This is a genomic window from Acidithiobacillus sp. HP-2 (assembly GCF_015100155.1).
Lineage (GTDB): Bacteria > Pseudomonadota > Gammaproteobacteria > Acidithiobacillales > Acidithiobacillaceae > Acidithiobacillus.
The window spans coordinates 48,594-69,015 of sequence record NZ_JACKZA010000012.1 but is presented as its reverse complement, the minus strand read 5'-3'; the positions used below and the strand labels follow the sequence as shown (position 1 = coordinate 69,015).

The 20,422-nt window shown below is 51.7% G+C and carries 17 protein-coding genes; 8 read left to right on the top strand and 9 right to left on the bottom strand.

Features of this window, described 5'->3' with window-relative positions; genetic code table 11:
* The first annotated feature begins 147 nt into the window (after window positions 1–147).
* Window positions 148–1,839 (top strand): ArnT family glycosyltransferase, encoded by a 1,692-nt coding sequence (locus H7F11_RS10895; protein ID WP_193649367.1) that lies wholly within the window; start codon window positions 148–150, stop codon window positions 1,837–1,839.
* Here H7F11_RS10895 and H7F11_RS10890 read toward each other — a convergent pair.
* From H7F11_RS10890 to ligA, 4 genes are all read right to left on the bottom strand, one after another.
* Window positions 1,790–3,187: an MFS transporter gene (locus H7F11_RS10890; protein WP_193649368.1), complete on the bottom strand. Its 1,398-nt coding sequence runs from the start codon at window positions 3,185–3,187 to the stop codon at window positions 1,790–1,792. The genes H7F11_RS10895 and H7F11_RS10890 overlap by 50 nt on opposite strands.
* A 33-nt stretch (window positions 3,188–3,220) precedes the next feature.
* The gene (locus H7F11_RS10885) at window positions 3,221–3,847 is read right to left on the bottom strand and encodes a DUF2459 domain-containing protein (RefSeq protein ID WP_193649369.1); all 627 of its coding nucleotides are present in this window, start codon (window positions 3,845–3,847) and stop codon (window positions 3,221–3,223) included.
* A 52-nt stretch (window positions 3,848–3,899) separates the two neighbouring features.
* The gene (locus H7F11_RS10880) at window positions 3,900–4,499 is read right to left on the bottom strand and encodes an OmpA family protein (RefSeq protein WP_227485433.1); all 600 of its coding nucleotides are present in this window, start codon (window positions 4,497–4,499) and stop codon (window positions 3,900–3,902) included.
* Window positions 4,500–4,569: 70 nt separating this feature from the next.
* Window positions 4,570–6,549, bottom strand: coding sequence for an NAD-dependent DNA ligase LigA (gene ligA, locus H7F11_RS10875; protein WP_193649501.1), 1,980 nt, complete (start codon window positions 6,547–6,549; stop codon window positions 4,570–4,572).
* A gap of 149 nt (window positions 6,550–6,698) precedes the next feature.
* On the opposite strand from ligA, the gene H7F11_RS10870 reads away from it, so the two are divergent.
* The 4 genes from H7F11_RS10870 (at window position 6,699) to H7F11_RS10855 (ending at window position 11,342) form a co-directional block, all read left to right on the top strand.
* Window positions 6,699–7,373 (top strand): HAD family hydrolase, encoded by a 675-nt coding sequence (locus H7F11_RS10870; protein WP_193649370.1) that lies wholly within the window; start codon window positions 6,699–6,701, stop codon window positions 7,371–7,373.
* 169 nt (window positions 7,374–7,542) lie between these two features.
* Complete coding sequence (locus H7F11_RS10865; protein ID WP_193649371.1) at window positions 7,543–8,265, top strand: ABC transporter ATP-binding protein; 723 nt, start codon at window positions 7,543–7,545, stop codon at window positions 8,263–8,265.
* 155 nt (window positions 8,266–8,420) lie between these two features.
* Window positions 8,421–10,490 carry a CPBP family intramembrane glutamic endopeptidase gene (locus H7F11_RS10860; protein WP_193649372.1) on the top strand — a complete coding sequence of 690 codons (2,070 nt, stop codon included), beginning with the start codon at window positions 8,421–8,423 and terminating at the stop codon, window positions 10,488–10,490.
* A gap of 15 nt (window positions 10,491–10,505) precedes the next feature.
* Window positions 10,506–11,342 carry a hypothetical protein gene (locus H7F11_RS10855; RefSeq protein WP_193649373.1) on the top strand — a complete coding sequence of 279 codons (837 nt, stop codon included), beginning with the start codon at window positions 10,506–10,508 and terminating at the stop codon, window positions 11,340–11,342.
* Window positions 11,343–11,576: 234 nt separating this feature from the next.
* Here H7F11_RS10855 and smc read toward each other — a convergent pair whose 3' ends face one another.
* Window positions 11,577–15,029 (bottom strand): chromosome segregation protein SMC, encoded by a 3,453-nt coding sequence (smc, locus tag H7F11_RS10850; RefSeq protein WP_193649374.1) that lies wholly within the window; start codon window positions 15,027–15,029, stop codon window positions 11,577–11,579.
* A gap of 60 nt (window positions 15,030–15,089) precedes the next feature.
* Here smc and queF point away from each other — a divergent pair, with 60 nt between their 5' ends.
* Both queF and H7F11_RS10840 read left to right on the top strand, forming a co-directional pair.
* A complete protein-coding gene (queF, locus tag H7F11_RS10845) occupies window positions 15,090–15,515 on the top strand; it encodes a preQ(1) synthase (RefSeq protein ID WP_193649375.1) in 426 nt (141 codons plus the stop codon).
* A gap of 12 nt (window positions 15,516–15,527) precedes the next feature.
* On the top strand, window positions 15,528–16,934 hold the full coding sequence (locus H7F11_RS10840; RefSeq protein WP_193649376.1) for an FGGY-family carbohydrate kinase: 1,407 nt from the start codon (window positions 15,528–15,530) through the stop codon (window positions 16,932–16,934).
* On the opposite strand, the gene H7F11_RS10835 is transcribed toward H7F11_RS10840, so the two are convergent.
* A complete protein-coding gene (locus H7F11_RS10835) occupies window positions 16,931–17,704 on the bottom strand; it encodes a YdiY family protein (protein ID WP_193649377.1) in 774 nt (257 codons plus the stop codon). The genes H7F11_RS10840 and H7F11_RS10835 overlap by 4 nt on opposite strands.
* Before the next feature lie 26 nt (window positions 17,705–17,730).
* Complete coding sequence (locus H7F11_RS10830; protein WP_319803326.1) at window positions 17,731–18,045, bottom strand: tetratricopeptide repeat protein; 315 nt, start codon at window positions 18,043–18,045, stop codon at window positions 17,731–17,733.
* Between the two features lie 245 nt (window positions 18,046–18,290).
* Between H7F11_RS10830 and H7F11_RS10825 the strand changes: the two genes are divergently transcribed.
* Window positions 18,291–19,271, top strand: coding sequence for a cation diffusion facilitator family transporter (locus H7F11_RS10825; RefSeq protein WP_193649378.1), 981 nt, complete (start codon window positions 18,291–18,293; stop codon window positions 19,269–19,271).
* Between the two features lie 10 nt (window positions 19,272–19,281).
* On the opposite strand, the gene H7F11_RS10820 is transcribed toward H7F11_RS10825, so the two are convergent.
* Window positions 19,282–19,830, bottom strand: coding sequence for an AAA family ATPase (locus H7F11_RS10820; RefSeq protein WP_193649379.1), 549 nt, complete (start codon window positions 19,828–19,830; stop codon window positions 19,282–19,284).
* 52 nt (window positions 19,831–19,882) lie between these two features.
* A complete protein-coding gene (locus H7F11_RS10815) occupies window positions 19,883–20,149 on the bottom strand; it encodes a superinfection immunity protein (protein WP_010643038.1) in 267 nt (88 codons plus the stop codon).
* Window positions 20,150–20,422 lie beyond the last annotated feature (273 nt).

The following is a 20,422-nucleotide window of genomic DNA, read 5'->3' as shown; positions in this document are numbered from 1 at the left end:
GGTCGGTGTATAAGCCTAATATGATATGTAGACAATACAAAAGTTCCCGGCAACCCGCTTTGCTGTAAGCCATGGAGGATCAGGACCATATTTTTGATATGATAAGCGCCGCACTGCTGACCCCTACCATGGAGACCGCCCGCTGATATGGCCTTCAACAAAACCCTTAGTCTGTCCCGTTTTTATTTTTTATGCGGCCTGTTGTTTCTGGGTGCTTTTATCCTCTTTGCCTACCACAGTGGCAGCGGCAGCCTCTGGGATATTGATGAGCCCAATAATGCTCAGGCGCTCAAGGAAATGTTTGCCCAGCATAATTTTGTGGTTCCCCTGTTCAACGGGACCCTGCGCGTTGCCAAACCCGCTCTGAATTACTGGCTCATGTGGGGTGGTGTGGAAGTGTTCGGAATGAACAGCTGGGGTTTGCGTATGGGTTCGGTGTTGGTGGGGGCGCTGTTTGTCCTGTACCTGACTGTCTCCACACGGCGCCTGATAGGCAGCGGCCCCGCTTTGCTGACGGGCCTGGTGGCCGCCACTATCTTGCATAGCCAGATCATTTTCCGGGCAGCGGTACCGGACCCCTTGTTGATTTTATTTGTCAGCATGAGTCTGATCAGCTATTTGCACGCCTATCAATTCCCGGAGACACGCAGCTTCAATATTTTACTCAGTTATGCCGCCATGGCCCTGGCCACTGTGGATGAAGGACCGATAGGCTTCCTGATTCCGGGGCTGATTATTGTGGTTTTTTTATTGTTGCGCGGTAATCTCCCCTATTTATGGAAAGAAGGGCGTCTGCAGTGGGGCTTACCTTTATTTTTACTGATCGGCCTGCCCTGGTACGTTGCCGTGGGGGTAGAAAGCCACTGGAGATGGGATCTGGGTTTTCTTTTGCGGGCCAATATCAGCCGATATAATGCTGAAATGCAGGGGCATCAGGGGCCGTTTTTTTACTACCTGCTGACCATTCCCCTCGCCCTGCTCCCATGGTCCGTATTTCTCCCTCAGGCACTGCGGCCTCTGTGGCACAAACGCAAGCAACTGATCCAGCAATATCCTGTGGATACCTTTTTGCTCAGCTGGCTATTGGTGTGGGTCATTTTTTTCAGTATTTCCGCCACCAAACTGCCCAATTATGTCTGGGAAGCCTATCCACCCCTGTTTATTTTTCTCGGAAGACGCATTTACCAGGCCCTGTCCGGGGAAATGCCCTTTCACCGCCGGGGATTATATATGTCCTTGTCCGTGCTTTTCAGCGTCGGGGCGGCACTGGTCTATGCCGGCGCTATAATCGTGCCGGCAAAAATTCCTCCTCTGGGCTCGCTTTATTACCTGGGCTTACCCTATGCCCTGTCTGCCGTCCTTGCCGCACTTTGGGTATGGAAAGACCAGGTTGGACGCTGGTTGATCACTCTGACCGCCGGGGCCGCCGCCTTGACTTTCGCGCTGATGACCTACACCGAGCCGGCATTGAATATTTTGAAGCCTTCTTACTTCATGGGCGAAAAAATCCGTCAGTATCAAGGCGACAACCCCTACAGTATTGCCGCCTGGCATTGGTTCCAGCCCAATTTTCTGTTTTATGCCGGGCGTGGCAACATGATTTTGCACCAGCCCAAGCATATGGCGGAATTACAAAACATTCTGCGCCATAACCCCAGTCCCCTTTATCTGGTCTTACCCAGTCGGGATGTTCCTGACATGCGCAGAAGCCTGCCGGATAATCTCCATATCCAACGCATTTATGTCAGTTATGAATTGTATAATCACGAAAATCTGACCTTGTTACGCATCAGCCTGCAATCTGCTGTTTCCCTTCAGCACCAGACCCCTCCGGGTTAATCTCAGGATTTGGTCCGTCCGAAGCGGAAAACGTCCGCTCAACCAGATTTTCCTCGCCTGCTACCTTTTCCAGATTCTGGCGGGCGGGCTCAGGCAATAAAATAGTCAGGGCCAATCCCGTCATACTGAATAAAAAAGTGAGCAGAAGGGTGTTTTCTATGCCCATCGCCTGGAGCAGAATGGGAAATAAAAACACCCCGATAAATGCGCCTACCTTGGCTGTCCCTGCGGAAACACCAGCGGCTGTAGTCCGTAAATGAGCAGGATAAATTTCTGAAGCCAGGACAAATGTAGTGGTATTCGGGCCAAATTCTGCGAAAAAATAACTGATGGCATACAAGGCAATAAACAGAGCAAATGCCCCGGCTATATCAGGAATCACGCCAATGGCGAGAAAAGCCATACCCATGCAAAAAAAACCGATCAATTGCAGACGGCGATGACCAATACGGTCCAGAGTAAATGCCGCAAGAAAATATCCTGGCACTGCAGCAATTGCAAAAACAATCCAGCTCCAGGCAATATTGGCCATCAGCCCACCATGTGGGGCCAGCGCATGCATAATCATGGGCGTCGAAATAGTATTCCCATAATAGGCATAATCAAAAGCAAACCAGGCCCCAGCCGTACCCAACAAATATCGCCAGTAATGTCTCAGTGGCTTTGCAGAGGTAACCGATGAATCCGCGTGGTTGGGGGCTTTTGTGGCCCGATTCAGCCAACGCGGTGATTCCGGCATGCTGCGTCGCATCCAGTATGCACCAAGCGCAGGAAACGCCCCCAGCCCCAGCATGATGCGCCAGGCCAGGTCATGGTCAATTTGTGCGGCCAACAATGCCAGGGCAATACCAGGGCCAATCAAAACCCCCAAAGCCTGAAAGGAAAAAGTCAGACCCACCAGCAATCCGCGATTATCCCGATTGGCATATTCGCTCATGATCACTGAAGACAAAGGATAATCTCCACCTACCCCCAGCCCCAGAATAAAACGAAAGATAATCAATGTGGTAATATCATTGGCGCAGGCAGATCCGAGTGCGCCGAGCACCATCAACAGGGCTTCGATACCGTATATTTTGCGGCGCCCATAAATATCCGCAATTCTACCAAACAGATATGCCCCAAATAGTACGGCAAGCAAAGAAACGGAGCCAATCAGGCCCATCATCAGGGCATCAGGATGCCATTCCTGACGAATCAGTGCCAAGGCGTATCCAATGATAAATAAATCATAGGCTGCCGAAAAAAATCCCAGTCCGGCAGTTAACATGGTTTTTAAGTGAAAAAGCCCGAGAGTGGCGTCATTCAGCGCGGCAATGGACGAAACAGATGTATTTGCTGATTTCATATACCCCGACGGACGTATTTGGGCGGAACAGCGCTATTTACAGACCGGCAATGTTTTCAGCTGGCTGAGCACCTGCCCCGCGAAAATTACCCCCGCCGGATGCACCGGATAACCCGCCGTTTTCAGAGCGGTTACGGTCCAGGTATTGCAGGTATGAAAAGCATCATACGTACCCGGCGAGGCAAAAAATTTGCTGCGAGGATAAGGCCCGGCCCCAACAACTGTCAACCCGTCTGTATGGTTTACAGTCAGAAAGGCGGCTATATAATTAGCCAGTCTGTGCAGATTTTCCGGAGTGACCGGTAACCACCGGACTTTAACACCCGGCAGATCGCTTGCTGCACTCAGATTTTCCACGGCTCTGATCAGCATCACGCTATGCGAAGGCAACAGGGCGCTGATTCCCTCCCAGACACTGGGGTTTTCGGCCATATAGTAGCGCCGGTTACCCCATCCAAAAATCCAGTCATGAGGCTTGACCCGAAAATACTGCGGTACAAACTTTAAGTCACCCTGCATTTCATCAGCAGGAATGATCAATCCGGTATGCCAGCCTATATCAATAACTCCAACCTCAGCTCTGTCCCTGTTACACTCTGCTGTAGCCGCATGGCTGGAAACTGGCGGTAAGGCTGCACAACCGGTCAGGAAGGCCATCATGCCGATCTCCAGAAAAACTGGTCGCCAAGCGCTCACGCGTCTGCCAGTACCACTAGTTGGAGTCTGATAACATGGCATGATAGACAAAATCCACGCGCCGGTTGCGCTTCCAGCACTTGGGATCATTGGCGTAACACAGCAGATTGTCCTTACCAAAGGAAACCATCTGAATTCTGCTGGCAGATACCCCATCAGCCTCCAGCAGGCGCGCCACGGATTCTGCCCGGCGATTTCCCAGGGCCAGATTGTATTCCTGGGTGCCACGTTGGTCGCAGTTACCTTCCAGGCGTACGTTTACATGGGGGAATTTTAATAAAAACCGGGCATTATCCAGGGCAATACGACGACCGTGGACATTGACCTGACTACTGTTCGTAGCAAAATGAACGCGCAGATGCGTGGGTAAGGCGGCCAGTTCAGCGTCAGACAAATACTTGTTCCGCCCCCCGAGGGGACCATTAATATCCTCACTCTGTACGCCTGGAGCCGCATAACGCTGGGTAGGTGGCTGGGTTATAACATGGGAAGGCACAGGTATGTGGGCGACCGGATGGGGTGAGACTTCCTGCGCGCATCCTGTCAAAAGCAAGGAAGCAGGCAATAGCATCCATAGCATATGCATAATGGGCAGGCGGACACGGAAACGTGGCATTTTTTCTCTCCTTGTGGCAATAGCCCTTGTGACCGCTGCCGCGCCGCTAAGTTTCAAATCACATGTACAGTCAGGGATCATCCTCCAGCAAAGCCAGCAACTGCGCTTCATCCAGTGTCGCAATGCCTAACTTGGCAGCTTTTTCTGCCTTACTGCCCGCATCCGCACCCAACACCACATAATCGGTTTTCGCAGAAACCGAACTGCTGACCTTCGCTCCCGTCGACTCAATAGCTGCCTTGGCTTCCTCCCGACTCATGTGCGGGAGAGTTCCTGTCAGAACAAATATGCGCCCAGCCAAATGTCCAGAGCTTTTGGGCGCGACCTTCTCCCAGTGCAGGCCTGCAGTGCGCAAGGCCGTAATCACTTCCTGATTATGGGATTGCGCAAAAAAATGCTGGACGGACTCGGCGACAATAGGCCCTACATCCGGAATATTCTGCAGTTGTGCCTCATCTGCCGCCATCAGCGGATCAATATCGCCAAAGTGCTCAGCCAGTGATTTGGCTGTCGTTTCACCGACCTGACGAATACCCAGGGCATACAAAAAGCGCCAAAGTTGGGTTTGCCGGGAGGCAGCAATTTCGGCGAGCAGATTTTGTGCGGATTTACGGGCCATACGCTCCAGACCACACAATACGTCTTCATTGAGGGAATAAATGTCGGCCACCGTTTTGACCAGTTCACGCTCTACCAGTTGGGTAATCAGTTTTTCACCCAGACCACGAATATCCATGGCTTTGCGTGAAGCGAAATGACTGATAGCACCCATTCTTTGCGCCGGGCAATAAATACCCCCCATGCAACGATGCGCGGCTTCATTACTGAGGCGCAACACTTCTGATCCACAGATCGGACAATGAGCAGGCATCTGCCAGGGCTGCGTATGCTCCGGTCTGGCTTCAAGGATGACCATGACCACTTCAGGAATTACATCACCCGCCCGTCGCACCAACACCGTATCACCTACCCGGATATCCTTGCGATCTACTTCATCCTGATTATGCAAGCTGGCGCGACTGACGGTCACGCCACCCACCTGCACGGGCCGCAATTGGGCAACAGGGGTAATCACACCGGTGCGTCCCACCGAAGCCAGAATGACCTCAACCACGGTTTTTTCCTCATGCGCCGGGAATTTATAGGCAATAGCCCAGCGCGGCGCGCGCGCTGTGAAGCCCAGGCGCTGCCGTTCATCCAGATTATTCACCTTGAACACCAGGCCATCTATTTCAAAGGGCATGTGTTCACGTAAATTCTGCATTTGTGAATAATACATCTTACAATCATTAAGATGATCAATTTTATTCAAGTAAGAAGTTACTTCAAATCCCCAGCCAGCAAGTTGATGTAACACTTCAAGATGAGTTTCTGCGAAGGGCGCACTCAGCTCCCCCCAGCCCCAGGGGAAAAAAGCAAGAGGCCTTTGCGCTGTGATTTGTGAATCCAGTTGCCGCAAGCTCCCTGCCGCTGCATTGCGGGGATTGGCAAACGGGTTTTCATCATTCCGTAAACGTTCTGCATTCAAACGCTCAAAAGCCGCCACGGGAATGACCACCTCGCCGCGCACTTCAAGAATATCCGGCCAACCTGTTCCCTGAAGTTGCAAAGGCACATTGCGAATACTACGCACATTACCTGTTACATCTTCGCCTGTGTGACCATCTCCCCGGGTGCCAGCCTGCAGTAATTGTCCGTTTTCATAGCGGATGTTGACCGAAAGACCATCAAATTTGGGTTCGGCGCTCAAACTGACCTGCTCGCGTCCCAGACCCTTGTGGACTCTCGCCAACCAGTCTGCAAAACCCGCATCGTCAAACACATTGTCCAGAGAGGTCATGGGCACACGATAATGTATTTCGGCAAAATTGCTGAGGGGTACCGCACCTACCCTTTGCGTCGGCGAGTCAGCACTGCGCCACTGTGGATAGCGATTTTCGAGTGCCTGAAGTTCCCGCAGGAGCGCATCATATTCCGGATCGCTGAGCGTCGGCGCATCTTTCTGGTAGTAGGCGGCATTCGCTTCACTCAGTTGCGCGCGTAACTGCATAATCCGCTGCAGGTCCCTGTCATTGGCTGATGCCACTCATTACTCCTTTGCTGAAATTCAGGCGTGGATAATTTTTGGGCGGCGTATCCCGAATGCCCTTTCTGGTATATTTTTGCAGATAATTGAACTACCAACCAGAAGGAGAATGTATGGCTTTGACCCTGTTTGACCTCGATAACACCCTGCTGACCGGTGATTCCGACCACGCCTGGATGGAGTTTTTGGGCAGTCGTGGCATTGTCGATGCGGAAGAATTCAATCATCGCAATGATCAGTTTTACGCCGATTATGTGGCCGGACGCCTGGACATCCATGCCTTTCTGGACTTTCAGCTCACGCCATTAGCCGCCCACCCCCGTGCCCAACTGGATGTCTGGCATCGTGATTATCTTCAGGAAAGGGTTTTGCCCATGATCTCCAACCGGTCACGGGCCTTGGTGGAAGACCACCGCCAGCAGGGCGATTTGCTGGTCATTATTACGGCCACCAATCGCTTCGTGACCGCACCCATCGCCACTGAATTTGGGATTGAAAACCTCCTGGCTACCGAACCTGAAGTAAACGCAGATGGAGAATTTACGGGCAAAACGGTCGGCACCCCCTGCTTCCAGGCGGGAAAGATCGAACGCCTGCGTCACTGGTTGCAGGAGCAGCAACTGGATTGGCAACAAAGTTTGCAAGGCAGCACCTTTTACAGTGATTCCTACAATGACCTGCCCCTTTTGGAAACCGTCGATTACCCCGTTGCCGTGAACCCCGATGAACGCCTGGGTGCCCATGCCACAAGCAAAGGCTGGCCGATTCTTTCTTTACATGATCAATAGACATTCATCAAATTGTCATATTATGGTGCTAGCATTTGTCCATTATTAAACTGCTAACCGGTAAAAACCGGATCAGGAGCCGCAATGTCCTATTTCCAATCAGTGCCCCATATTGGTAAAACGGGAGAATTTTCGCAAGTCCTGAAACCATTCGGGTGAGTGTACGCCTATGAATTCTTCCGGGCAGGACACAGCCTTATTACGCTGCAGAAGTGTTGGCAAATTCTATGGAGAAGCCCAGATACTCAGGGATGTTTCTCTGGACTTATATCCTGGGGAAATCGTGGCATTACTGGGTCCCAATGGTGCCGGCAAAAGCACCCTGCTGACCTGTCTGGTCGGTCTCATCCTCGCCAATGAGGGCGACATTGAGTTATTTGGTCAGGCTATCCAGCAACTGGATACCCAAAACCGTATTCAGACTGGTTTTGTACCGCAGGAATTCAGTGGTTTTTCCTGGATGCGGGTCAAGCAACTTCTTGAGTTGATTGCGGGCTTCTATCCTGCTTCCGGTCGCCACTGGAAAAAACTCGAAGACTGGGCTGATCTGGACTCCAGCAAAAAAGTTCAGGAACTTTCGGGTGGCCAAAGACAACGTCTGGCAATTGTTCTTGCCATGCGCCACCGCCCGCGTTTATTGATCCTGGATGAACCAGTTTCCCAACTGGATCCACAGGCCCGCCAGGATTTCCTGTCCCTGCTGCAGGAACACGCCCTGGAGCATGAAGCTGCAGTACTGCTCTCATCCCACATTGTTTCTGATCTTGAACGCATTTGTTCGCGTTTTCTGGTACTCCACCACGGCCAGAAAATTGCAGAATGGCCCCGCGAAACCTTACAGCCCGGAGAAGCGGAAAGCCGATTCCTGGCAAAGACCAGAGACAGCAACTGATGGGTATCTGGCGCTGTCTCCACCCGCGCCTGCTGTTTCAGGAAAACCTGACCCTGATACTGGGTAACCTGTTATTTTTAATGGGGATGGGTATAACAATCGGCTTTTCACTTTCCACCCAGGCTAAGCCACAGGCGTCGCAAGCAGTTTTTACAATGATACTACTGCCCGCATTTTTTATCGTGGCTGGCTTTCTCATCCATTACTGGCGGATGATTTCTGAAGACTTTTTAAGAATTTTACCCAGTTTTCGCAGACAGGCCATTGGTATATTTGTTTCCATTCTAGTTCTCTTGCTGGTCATCATTGCCGGGGAAATGCGGTTTTCAAACATTCCCCTGGCAGGAGCCTTTATTTTAACGGCTTACGTGGCATTTTGGGCCTCTTTTTATGCGATTTTGATCAATATCGGCGGAAGCCGCAGGAAAGACCGAAAATATTGGCAGGGATTCCCCCTGCTTCCAGTGTATCCCCTCATATTTTTCCCACCTGCCAGAGATCTTTTTTTGGCGATTCCCGCACCAGTGGATTCGGTCCTGGGAATTCTTCTGCTTTTACTCATCGTCCTGCTGATGCGGAAAACGCCACGGGAGTGGCAAGATTTTTTATCCGAATACCTGCACAGGCCCCAGGATATTCGCATCCAGAACATTCCGTGGAGTGCAATCTGGCGCTGGATGCCCGGAAACTGGCACAACCCCATTCTCGATACGGCGCGACGGCCGCAGGGAATTCTGGCGGTTCTTTTCATCCAACCCTTGTTCCCGGCTACTCTTATGGCCTTACAATTTTTGCAGGTTGGTACATCGCATTGGCCTCAGGTTCTACCTTTTCTTCCGGTCATTTACCTTCTACCTGTCTTATCATGGGGTATCTGGTCGGCACGCGCATTTGACTGGCAATATCTGACGCTTACCGGTCGTTTTGGTGGCAATCACCAGCAGGCAAGTACGCACATTGTAAAAAGTTACGCTGCGCATACCAGCCTGCTGGCCCTGGTATTACTGCTTTGGCCGGCCCTTATTTTGATTCTGCTGGGATATCATAGCCTGCAAATCGGCATGATTTTGTTGATTTTGTATATGGGCATTCTGGTGCTGGCCTGGGCACCAATGGGTATAATCGGCCTGGGCTTTACCGGTATCCGACAGCAAATCATCCTGCTCCTTTCTTTTGGGTTGGATGCTTTTCTGGTGTTGCGCAGCGCGCACTACTGGTTTTATCGCCACCTGATTCATGTGCCCTTTCATCTGCGCGGAACACTGGTTTTAATGTTTATGGCCCTTGTCAGTGTGGGGTTTGCCGCCTATCTTGCCCGACAACGCCTGAGTCGCAGTGACTGGAATTTATCCCAATTTTCTGCCCAAAAAATTCAGCAGACAGGACAAAAGTACGCTTTATCGGCAGAAACAAGCAAGCAACAGTCTGCAAGAAAATCTCTTAGCACGCATTGGGGGCCCTGGGCAGCGATAATCCTCTTTCTGAGCTTTTTCTTCGGTCAGGCCATTATTGTCGTTGTTATGGTCATGCTGCGGGATTTTGTCGTCGGCGCGCAGTTGGGTATGCATTATGCCTTACTCCATGAAAAAATGCCGCCGCCTGTCCTGGAAAAGTCCTTACACCAAATCAGTACTACGTTCCGTATATGGCTGGGCATCCTGAGCTATACGCTTTGTGCATTGGCGATCCTGATTTTTTTACAGATGAAATTTCCCCGGGAGGTCTGGCGCAAAGCTGATGGTTTTGCCTGGCGCAAACCCAGTCGTCCATATGCCTATCTGCTGGCCTTGATACTGGCCATTCTCATCGGTCTCATTGCCCATGGTCTTTTCCAGGTATTTCCTCCGCCCAGCCATCTGAACCCGCGCGCATTAGGTCTCTTTGAGGGACTGAAAGGCTCAGGATTGACGCACTACGTGGTCCTTTTGTTGCTGATTGTCATTGCGCCCTTTGCCGAAGAAATTATTTTTCGGGGAGCCATATATGCCGGGCTGCGCCGGCGGTTTTCATCAGGCTGGTCGGCCCTGTTCGTCAGTTTGCTTTTTGTGTTAGCCCATGTACCCAGCAAAATCGAACAGTTTCATTACCCTCCGGCATTGATTATCATCGCGCTATTGGCAGCCGCATTAATATTTTTGCGCATCCGCTATCGTTCACTCTGGCCCGGAATCCTGCTTCATATGGTATGGAATGGCAGTGGCTTTCTGTTACTACTTTGGCATTGAAAAAAGGAACACATTATGGACAGTTTTACCCCGATGCAGGCGGATGATCCCACTTACAGCAGCGCCATCCGTGGTGGCTGGGATCTACTTAAAAACCAATTTAAAACGCTATGGCCGGCTTTACTCATTTTTATCTTCTTAATAGGAATAGGCTTTGCCCTAGATTCAATACTCAATTTCAGCGGCCCAACATACGTCCAGTTAAGGCAATTTCCATTATTCTTGTGGATCACCTTGCTGGATATGGGATTATTTTACCTGTTAGCTAAAAGTCTCACCGGTCAGTCATGGCATATCGGAAACTTATTTTGGGCATTCAAACGTGGTGAAGCCTGGGTACTTGCCTTGATCTACGCTGTTATTGGCAGCGTCCTGGAGGCCTATTCGGGAATGCCCATAGTTCAGCCGGGGCAAAAGTTGCCTGCAGACTGGTTCATGCATCAGCAGATTTGGATAATGTTTATTCCACTCATGTTATTGGGCGCATTCTTTGGATATGTATTTATGCTGTATTCTGCCTATGGATTGAATGCCAAAATGTCCATAACCAGCAGCTTAGGTATTTTTGGGGGAAAATTGAAATGGCTGTTTTTTCCATTTATTCTGGGCGCAATCCTGATCCTGGTATTCATCGGTGTTGGCATTGTTTTTGCCATATTTTTTGGCATTCTGTTTTTTCTGGTAAAATATCTGGGCTTTATGCTTGTAGGTAAAATCGTTCTCGCCCTATTGGGCGTGGTACTACTGATCGCATTAGAGATGGCCATTCTTATCTGGACATTTGGTAGTATGCTGATTGCCACCGGTGCCTTGATGGATATGGGGTCGAGGCATGATAGATTGGTCCCCTGAGGCTTCCAAAAGCTGACCCAAAAAGGTTAATCCTAAAAACGGCAGTTGCCGTGGGTGCTTTGCAGCGACTTTTGTTTCGAGCCGTTGTTGTTCTTGGCGAAATCCTGCGCCCGTCAGGAGAGCTGTTTGAGCCCGTAGGGCGAGTTCTCTCCTGACAGCAGGATGAGCCTTAGAACAACAGGCGAGGAACAACGGAGCAAAAAGCACCCACGGCAACTGCCGTTTTTAGGATGATCAATTTGCTGCGTAGGATTCAGAATCGGCGGCGGCCAACGTTTCCGCTACCGAGACCGATACAGTGCGAGAGACGCCGGGTTCGGTCATGGTAACGCCGATAAGTTGTTCGCCCACCTGCATGGTCAAGTTACGGTGGGTAACAATCAAAAACTGGGTTTGCACGGCCATTTCCTGGACTAAATGGCAGAAACGGCCCACATTGGCGTCATCCAGAGGGGCATCTACCTCGTCGAGCACACAAAATGGGGCTGGATTCAGCCGAAATAGCGCAAAAACCAGAGCAATCGCGGTCAGAGCCTTTTCTCCACCAGATAATTGCTGCAAACTGGCATTGCGTTTGCCGGGGGGTTGCGCGCGTAAAACCAGACCGGCATCAAGCAAGTCGTCACCCAGCAGACTCAGGGCTGCCTGACCACCTCCGAACAAAATGGCGAACAGGTTCTGCAATTCCTGATTCACCTGATGGAGGGTTTCGGAAAAGCGCGAGATAGTTTCCTGATCCATGGCGGCCATGGCCTCTTCCAGGCTATTCAGAGCCGTTTCCACGTCTTCCACCTGACTTAACAAATTTCCGCGCCGCTCCTCCAGCTCTTTTAATTCTTCTTCTGCGGCGAGGTTCACATTGCCCAGCCGCTGTATGGCGGCAGCTATACGCGCCAGTTGTTCTTCCATAGAGCGGGAATCCGGGCAAGGCCCGGGGTTTTCCCCCAGATTTTCAGCCAGTTCTGCAGCTCGCAGACCATTTTCTTCCAGACGGACCTGCAAGGCGGCCATTTCCTGTTCAGTTTGCGCCAGGTTTTTTTGCAGATTGCGCAACTGGGTTTCCAGCGGATGACGCTGCTGCTCCAGAGTACGTATTTGTAGATCTATGGCCTGTGCTGATTCCTGATGCTTTTGGACAATGGCCTGTTGTTCTCCAAGCCGATCCTGAAAGGTTTTCTGTTTGTCCTGCAAATCAGGAAGGGCTTGCAGTAGTGCCTCCAGGTTCTGGCGGCTGAGCGCAATGGACTGCATCAGTTGCAGATCCTGCTGCTGGAGATCATCACCGCGCTGTTGCGCTGCTGCCGATTCTGTCTGCAGTTTTTGCACCTGTAATTCCAGTTGCTGACGTTCTTCCCGCAAGCGCCCGTAGGCATTGCGCAATTCCTGAACACGGCGTTTGTCCTTATCCGCTTTTTGTTGTGCCTCGCGCAGATGTTTTTCCTGTACAGCCCAGTTTTCTTCTTCTTCGGCAAAAGCCTTGCGCAGCCCGCTCAGGCGTTCCGAGCTGGCGGTTTTTTCCGATTCCAGACGCTGGGCTTCCATTTGCCGCTCGGTCCGTTGCTGATCTTCCGATTCCACCCGACTGCGCAAACGGGCGACAGATACCCGTTCCTGTGCCAGTTCCCGGCCGAGTTTCTGCACTTGTGCTTCAGCTTCGCGCAGGGGTATTTGCAAAGCGCGAAGAGCCTCTTGGGCTTCATTCAGCGCCGTTTGCGTGGCAACGGCCTGCGCCTCGGCGGCAGTCATTAGCAGCTGGTTATCTTCGAGTTCCCGCCGACATTGCAGCAGGCTGGCTGCGTCTTCCTGTTCGGGAAAAGTCACACCCATCGCATGCACAATGACTCCCAGCGGAGTTATCCAGGCTTCCCCTTCCCCTAGCTCATGCCGCTTCGCCATGGCACTCGCCACGTCTGGCGCGGTCCGCAAACCCCAGAGCCAGTCCTGTATACCTTTTCGTAAATTATCCGGAATCTCCAGCACGCTCAGCAAAGCATCTTCAGGAAGCTTTGTCGGCTCCTCGGCAGCTTCCCATAAGGTGCTGTGCTTGATGGTCTGCTCAGGCGCAGCAAGCACCCGGGCATGAAGGCGATCACCGAGCACCCGCTCAATGGCCATCTCCCAGCCCTTGCGGACCTGCAAACAATCCATCAACAACACTTGCCCGGATACCCCCGCAGGACTGGATTTTTGCAGGCGTTGCAACAGGCTTTCAAGTGCCTTGTGGCGGGCCTTGCATTCTTGCAAGTGCCCCTGGGCGCTTTCACGCGGCTCGCGCAGGTTCTCAAGCTGTTCTTGTTGTTGTGCCAATGCCTCACGCAAGGCTGCCAGCTGCTGACTTGCGGTATTCAGGTTCCCATCCAGCGTTTGCACACGCAGTTCGGCCGCATCGAGAGCAGGACGTTCTGATGGCATTTCCTGAACAAAACGCGCAAGGCGCTTATCCATATCCTGTAAACGCGGCTCCAGCTCCCGGATCTGAGCCAGCAGCACATCACGTTTGCGGCGCAAATCAGCAACCTTTTGCACGCCCAACTGTCGTGCCTGTTCCTGCTCTTCAGCCTGACGCTCTGCAGCCTGACGGGCTTGGCGGGTTGACTCCTCCTCTGTGCTCAAGCTTTCACGACGATCCAGCAAAACCAGAAGGCGTTCCTGTCGGTGTTTTTCGCTTTCCAGTTGGCGTTGCATTTCGACGTGGATTTTTTGCTGTTGGTTCTGAAATTGCGCCATGCCCGACTGAACACGCTGAATCTGAGCATGATGTTCTTTCAGTTGATGATCGGCTTCACTGAGATCTGCCTGAACAGCATACAGTCCGGCCTGCGCGGTGCTCAGACTGTCCTGACCGACCCGCGCCTCCTGTCGCAAGCTCTCCAGACCCTGCTCGGTCAACTGGCGGTTTTCTTCCAATGTCTGGTTTTGGGACTGTAATTCATCACGGCGCTGATTCAGGACTTGTGCTTCTGTCTCCAGCATCTGCAGGCGTTCACAAACCGCCCACCATTGCCATTGACGTTCTTCAACGCGCAAGGCCCGCATTTTCCGGGCAGCTTCGGCCTGACGTTGCAAACGCTGCCACTGACCATCCATTTCACCGTGAATATCATGCAGGCGTTGCAAATGTTCCCGGGTTTCGGCAATGCGCTGGGCAGTTTCCCGACGCCTTTCCTTGTAGCGGCTGATTCCCCCCGCCTCTTCCAGCATGGCGCGCAGATCATCGGGACGCGATTCAATAATCCGACCAATGGTTCCCTGTTCGACAATGGCATAGGTACTGCTGCCCAAACCCGTACCCAAAAACAGGTCACTGACATCCCGCCGCCGGCAACGCGCGCCGTTAATCCGGTAAAGACCGTCGCCCTTGCGGTCCAGGCTGCGTTTGACACTGATTTCGGCCACTTCGGCAAATGCACCGGGCGCAGTGCCATCACTATTGTCAAAACGCAATTCCACACTGGCCTGGGAAGCCGCCGGTCGACTGCCCCCCCCATTGGAAATGACATCGCTCAGGGTGCCGCCTCGCAATTGTCTGGCGGAAGATTCACCCAGCACCCAGCGCAGGGCATCCACGGTATTGGACTTGCCACAACCATTGGGTCCGACAATCACCACCGGATTGGCGCTGATCTGGATGCGGGTGTTTTCGCGAAAGGACTTGAAGCCTTGAAGAATAATGGCCGAGAGGCGCATGAACAGTGGTTTTTAGGTATGATATCGGGCTATCGAAACTTTTATGATGAGGATTAAGCCATGCCCAGTCAACCCAGCAAAAGTCTGGAACGATTCCCCAACCCCCATCCCGAGCGGGATTATGTTGTACATATGGATATGCCTGAGTTTACCTGCCTCTGTCCACTGACTGGACAGCCTGATTTTGCGCACTTTATGCTCGATTTTATTCCTGACCAACATAATGTTGAGCTCAAATCCCTGAAGCTGTATCTCTGGAGTTTTCGTGATGAAGGTGCTTTTCACGAGGCCATGAGTAACCGGATTGCTGACGATATTATTCAACTGATTCAGCCGCGTTATCTGCGTCTTCTGGGCCGCTGGTATGTGCGTGGCGGCATCAGCACCGACCTGCTTATCGAACATCGTCAACCCGGCTGGGATAACCCGGATATCCTCGGGCAGTTGCCCGGCGTGCAATGGACCCGGCTGCAGCCGGGTTACTGATCGGCCCCGGACATGCCCACTTATCTGGGAATAGATTTTGGAACGTCCGGCTTGCGCGGTATTGTTATTGATGAAAATCTCAACACGATAGCCAGTGCCGCCCTTCCCTACCCGGGCTGTCCGTCTGAAAGTTTGACCGATAGCCAGGGATGGTTGCAGGGACTGGAAATGCTGGCGCAACAATTGCGATCCATTCATACCCGGGCCTGGTCTGCCATCAAGGCCATGAGTCTGGATGGGACATCCGGAACCCTCCTGCTCAGTGACCGACGGGGTAATGTTCTGGGTCCAGTTTTGGCCTATTCAGATCAACGTGCTGCAGCACAGGCACAACAGTTGAGTCAGCAATGGCCAGAAGGGGGCATTTGCCTATCCCCTGCCAGCTCCCTGAGTAAACTCCTGTGGTTACGCCGTCATCTGCATAATTTTTCGGATGTACATCATGTACATCACCAGGCGGACTGGGTGGCCGCGCATCTCACCGATCACTGGGGGATTTCAGATCGGGGAAATGTTCTGAAAATGGGTCTGGATGCTCAACAGATGAAATATCCGGAGAAAATGCTCAATATTCTGGAAACTGCAGATATTGATCCGGCAATATTACCGAAAGTGGTGCATGAAGGTATCAGCGTCGGCACGCTGAATAAATCATGGGCTCAAAGGCTGGGCTTATCCACAGCAGTGCAGATTCGCGCCGGTTGTACAGACAGTGTTGCAGCAGCCACCGCAGCTGGTTTATACATGCCCGGCACAGCCCTGAGCAGCCTTGGTTCATCCCTGGCTTTCAAGGTCGTGCATGGCAAGCCAATAAACACAATGGGGCTTTACAGTCATTATCTGGGTGATTTTTGCCTGGTTGGCGCCGCATCCAATGCCGGAGCAGGCACCCTGCTGCAGCATTTTCAGCGTGAACAAATGCGGGCGCTGGAACCCTCCATCCATACGGCATATCCCAGCGCTGCCTTGTTGTATCCTCTGCCCAGCAGCGGAGAACGCTTCCCGATCCAGGCGCCTACATGGCCGGGAAGTACCATTCCCAGCGGACAAAATGCTGAGACTTTTCAGAAGTTGCTGGAAGGACTCAGCTATATCGAAGCCTGGGGCTATGACGTGATGGAAAAAGCGGGGGTGAGCATTCAGGGGTCCATAAAAACGGTGGGGGGCGGCAGTATGAATGCTGCCTGGATGCAAATGCGTGCCCACATTTTGAATAGGCCTGTAGAAATCACGATGGACACAGAGGCGGCAAAAGGATCTGCTCTCATTGCTGCGGCTGCCGATTTGGGGGGCTTCAAAATATTAGGGCAGACACCCGTCCAACCGGGAAGAATATTTTATCCTGCAGCAGATGCCGTACTGCGTTATGCACCGTATGTTCAAAAATTTCAGGAAAAATTTTCCCGATTTTCGGCTTAAAAGTTGTAGGCCAGATTGATAGTCGTCAGAGTATTCAATGGTTTGAAACCGGGCTGAACCTTTGAATTATAAGTGGCAATAAAGGCAAGACGCAAATTCAAAGGTCCATACAAGGGGCTGACTACGGAAAAAATCGAATTGTAAGTATTCGCCCCGTTATCTGCCAAAATGGCATCAACGGCTTCGGATAAATGGGCATGCGGGCTGAACTGCCAGAGATATTTTCCATAGAGACGGGCAATGGGATGCGTGCTATACACTCCGCCAATGGGGTGGGATTGACGCACACCGGCACCCGCTTCAAGACGCAGATGAGAAACCCGATTCAAGATAAAAAAGTGTCCATAACCCAGGGTTTCATCAGCACGATAATAGTACCCGTCAAAATGGTTGCGATGATAATTGAGATTCGCAAACAAATATTGCTGCAGGGCAATGTCATAGCGGGTCTGGTTGCTGACATCCAGGCGATCGGCGCTGACTTCTCCTTGAGAAGTCGCGTAGTTATACAGAAGCCTGCTTTGGTTCGACCACAAACCGCGATGCCACAGCAAAGCATCATCGGTGTTCAGATTGAGTGCCTGGCTGGTTCCGGTACTGCTGCTCAGACCCAGACCAACCGTTCCGGACCATTCCGGCTTTTTCACAAATTCACTTTTGGAAATCACTGACGGCGTCACATCCGGTTCATCGGCCATGGCCTGCACTGAAACACTGAAAAATGCCATGAAGGCCATCCAGGCAGGCCATTGATTAAACAGAAAACGCATGAAAATTCCTTATTAACCGGCTGAAATTATACGGCTGAATCCAACAGGAGTTGGGCACGGCTGGCCACTTCTGGCGGGCCATAGCGCGCAGCAGCTTTCCACCAGCGAATAGCCTTGTCTATATCACGGGGTACCCCCCAGCCATGAGCATAGGCTTCACCCAACATGAGTTCCGCCTGAGGATTGATGTTGTAGGCACCTTTACGCCACCAGTGTGCGGCTTCATTGAAATTTTGCGGAACACCATCACCCGCAGCATAAGCCAGCCCCAAACGGTATTGATCTGGACCGTACCCATGTTCGGCACCCGCCATCCATTTCGCCAGAACCGCAGGCGTCACCGTATTATCCGGATTTGAAGAAGCTGGCGCAGCCACAGGCCCAGCTGTTGCAGCGATAGGCAAAAAAAGTAAAAGGGCAGTTAAAAAGAAAGCTTTTCCAGAAATTCCCGATATCAACACTGACCTCCGCTTTGATCGCCAGTTGTTCAGACTAAGCTTTTTCCCTATGCTTGTGAAGGGTAAAATTCCATTCAGAGCATAATCCCTTGAGCGAAGCAAAATCCCCCTCAGTACACCAACATGATATGTCAACGCGCTCCAAATCCGGGCAGCATGAACATGATCACCAGCATGCTGCGCACCCGCATCCTCATTCCGGGCATCAGCACGGCCATCACCATCATGCGCCCAAAAGTTTCGGGCGGGCCTTTTCCATTGGCATTTTCCTGAATGTGGTCTTTGTGCTCGCAGAAGCCGTATTTGGCGTGCTGGGTCATTCACTGGCTTTGCTCGCCGATGCTGGCCACAACCTGAGTGACGTACTGGGCCTGGTGATGGCCTGGGGTGCCAGCGCCCTGGCTTTGCGGCCTCCCTCACAACGCTACACGTATGGTTTGCGTAGTAGCTCCATTCTGGCAGCACTCTCGAATTCTCTGTTTCTGCTGGTTGTTACTGGTGGCATTGCCTGGGAGGCCATAGAACGCCTGCTTCATCCCAGCCCGGTAGACAGCCGGGTAGTCATTGCCGTTGCCGCCCTGGGGGTACTGATCAATACCGGTACGGCCCTGTTATTCATGTCCGGGCGCAAGGGCGACCTGAATATCAAAGCGGCCTTCTTGCACATGGCTGGAGATGCGTTTATTTCTCTGGGTGTCGTGCTGGCAGGAATCGTCATGCTGTTTATGCACTGGTACTGGCTGGATTCAACCGTCAGCCTTATTATCAGCGCCCTGATTATTCTGGCCACCTGGTCTTTGCTGAAAGAAGCGGCCCGCCTCGTTTTGCACGGGGTCCCGGACAATATTGATACTGATGCCGTGCGCCGCTATTTACGCGGCCTTCCAGATGTGGCGGCCGTACATGATTTGCATATCTGGGCCATGAGCACCACCGAAACTGCCCTGACAGCACACCTGGTTATGCCTCAAGGTTTTCCCGGCGATGGGTTTTTATCGGACATTGCTACGACACTCCGGGAACAGTTCGCCATCGTTCATCCTACCCTGCAGGTAGAAACCGGAGATACCGAACACCCCTGCGCTCTGGAACCAGAACAGCAGGTCTAAACAGACCCCCTCAAATCCCTTCAATAGCAGCCCAGTAGCGATCTTCCGCAACAATTTTTTTAAGATGTTCGCGCAGAGCTTCACCACCCACAGGATGGGTTCTGCCTTGATCCCGGCGCAGGAGATCCGTTAACGGCAAAGCCTGAAAGTACTTCAGAGTGAAATCCGTCACGCCCAACTCCCGTAACCAGGTAGCCTTTTTTTGTAGTTCCACGGCGTCCAGATGGGTATCTGCCATAATCAACACATCACATTGTTTGACTGCATCGTGAACCCGTTGCTCCCAAAGCCATTGTACCTTGCTTTCCCAGGCCGGATTCCATTCGCCCCAGGAAAAGGGTTGACCGGTCTCAGCCTCTTGCAAGGCCACCCGAATCATGTCCCGTTCCAGTATGATAATACGCAAGGCAGGATGCTTTGCCTGCATGGAAATTGCCCACGAGCTTTTGCCCGAAGCGGCAGTTCCCACCGTAAAAATGACCAGAGGGAATTTTTTCTGATCGACGGATGGGGCCGTGGCGTCCACTTTAGTTTTTCCCTTTTGCTTAAGCTCGCTCATTTTTTTCCTGAATAATCTGATAATACATTGAGAATTTTTTCATTGTTGACAGCTAGCGCAACCAGGGTTCCTTTCTGACAACCGGATCTTCGTCAAAACGCTCAGCTTTGCCAGAAGCCAAAGCCCAAACCAGTACCGCTATCCAGACAAACACAGTCCAACCTAGAAAAACATTCAGCAATGAAATAGTCATCCGCTGCGGACAGGCCATTATCCAGGCCAGCAGAGCCGGTAACAAATACACACCCAGCATTACAATAAAGGCAACAACAAGCAGTGCAACAAAACCTGCAGGGCTTTCGGTCATCCACTGTAGCATGATGTAGGCCTCCTGGCAGAGACAATAGAATTGTACCGGAATTTTGCTCAGAAAGGGAGTGATTAGAACAACATACTATAATAATAAATTATATTAGAATAGAAAATATTATTTAAATTCCATCCGATTGATTAATATTATTTTTTTGAAAATTTCCACGATCATTATCTTTTGTAAGGAAAAAGTCATGAAATTGACGCAATAGTGTCACATTTCGTTGCTATCGTATCTGCGACAGTGAGGTATAGAACTCTCAGAAAGATTTTTGTATCG

Coding starts and splice junctions, on each gene's coding strand:
- smc (WP_193649374.1), bottom strand. CDS start 15,029: ATGCGCCTCTCGGCCATTATTCTTCAAGGCTTCAAGTCCTTTCGCGAA.
- H7F11_RS10865 (WP_193649371.1), top strand. CDS start 7,543: ATGAATTCTTCCGGGCAGGACACAGCCTTATTACGCTGCAGAAGTGTT.
- H7F11_RS10825 (WP_193649378.1), top strand. CDS start 18,291: ATGTCAACGCGCTCCAAATCCGGGCAGCATGAACATGATCACCAGCAT.
- H7F11_RS10860 (WP_193649372.1), top strand. CDS start 8,421: ATGATACTACTGCCCGCATTTTTTATCGTGGCTGGCTTTCTCATCCAT.
- H7F11_RS10815 (WP_010643038.1), bottom strand. CDS start 20,149: ATGCTACAGTGGATGACCGAAAGCCCTGCAGGTTTTGTTGCACTGCTT.
- ligA (WP_193649501.1), bottom strand. CDS start 6,549: ATGCAGTTACGCGCGCAACTGAGTGAAGCGAATGCCGCCTACTACCAG.
- queF (WP_193649375.1), top strand. CDS start 15,090: ATGCCCAGTCAACCCAGCAAAAGTCTGGAACGATTCCCCAACCCCCAT.
- H7F11_RS10870 (WP_193649370.1), top strand. CDS start 6,699: ATGGCTTTGACCCTGTTTGACCTCGATAACACCCTGCTGACCGGTGAT.
- H7F11_RS10835 (WP_193649377.1), bottom strand. CDS start 17,704: ATGCGTTTTCTGTTTAATCAATGGCCTGCCTGGATGGCCTTCATGGCA.
- H7F11_RS10885 (WP_193649369.1), bottom strand. CDS start 3,847: ATGATGGCCTTCCTGACCGGTTGTGCAGCCTTACCGCCAGTTTCCAGC.
- H7F11_RS10890 (WP_193649368.1), bottom strand. CDS start 3,187: ATGAAATCAGCAAATACATCTGTTTCGTCCATTGCCGCGCTGAATGAC.
- H7F11_RS10895 (WP_193649367.1), top strand. CDS start 148: ATGGCCTTCAACAAAACCCTTAGTCTGTCCCGTTTTTATTTTTTATGC.
- H7F11_RS10820 (WP_193649379.1), bottom strand. CDS start 19,830: ATGAGCGAGCTTAAGCAAAAGGGAAAAACTAAAGTGGACGCCACGGCC.
- H7F11_RS10840 (WP_193649376.1), top strand. CDS start 15,528: ATGCCCACTTATCTGGGAATAGATTTTGGAACGTCCGGCTTGCGCGGT.
- H7F11_RS10855 (WP_193649373.1), top strand. CDS start 10,506: ATGGACAGTTTTACCCCGATGCAGGCGGATGATCCCACTTACAGCAGC.
- H7F11_RS10880 (WP_227485433.1), bottom strand. CDS start 4,499: ATGCCACGTTTCCGTGTCCGCCTGCCCATTATGCATATGCTATGGATG.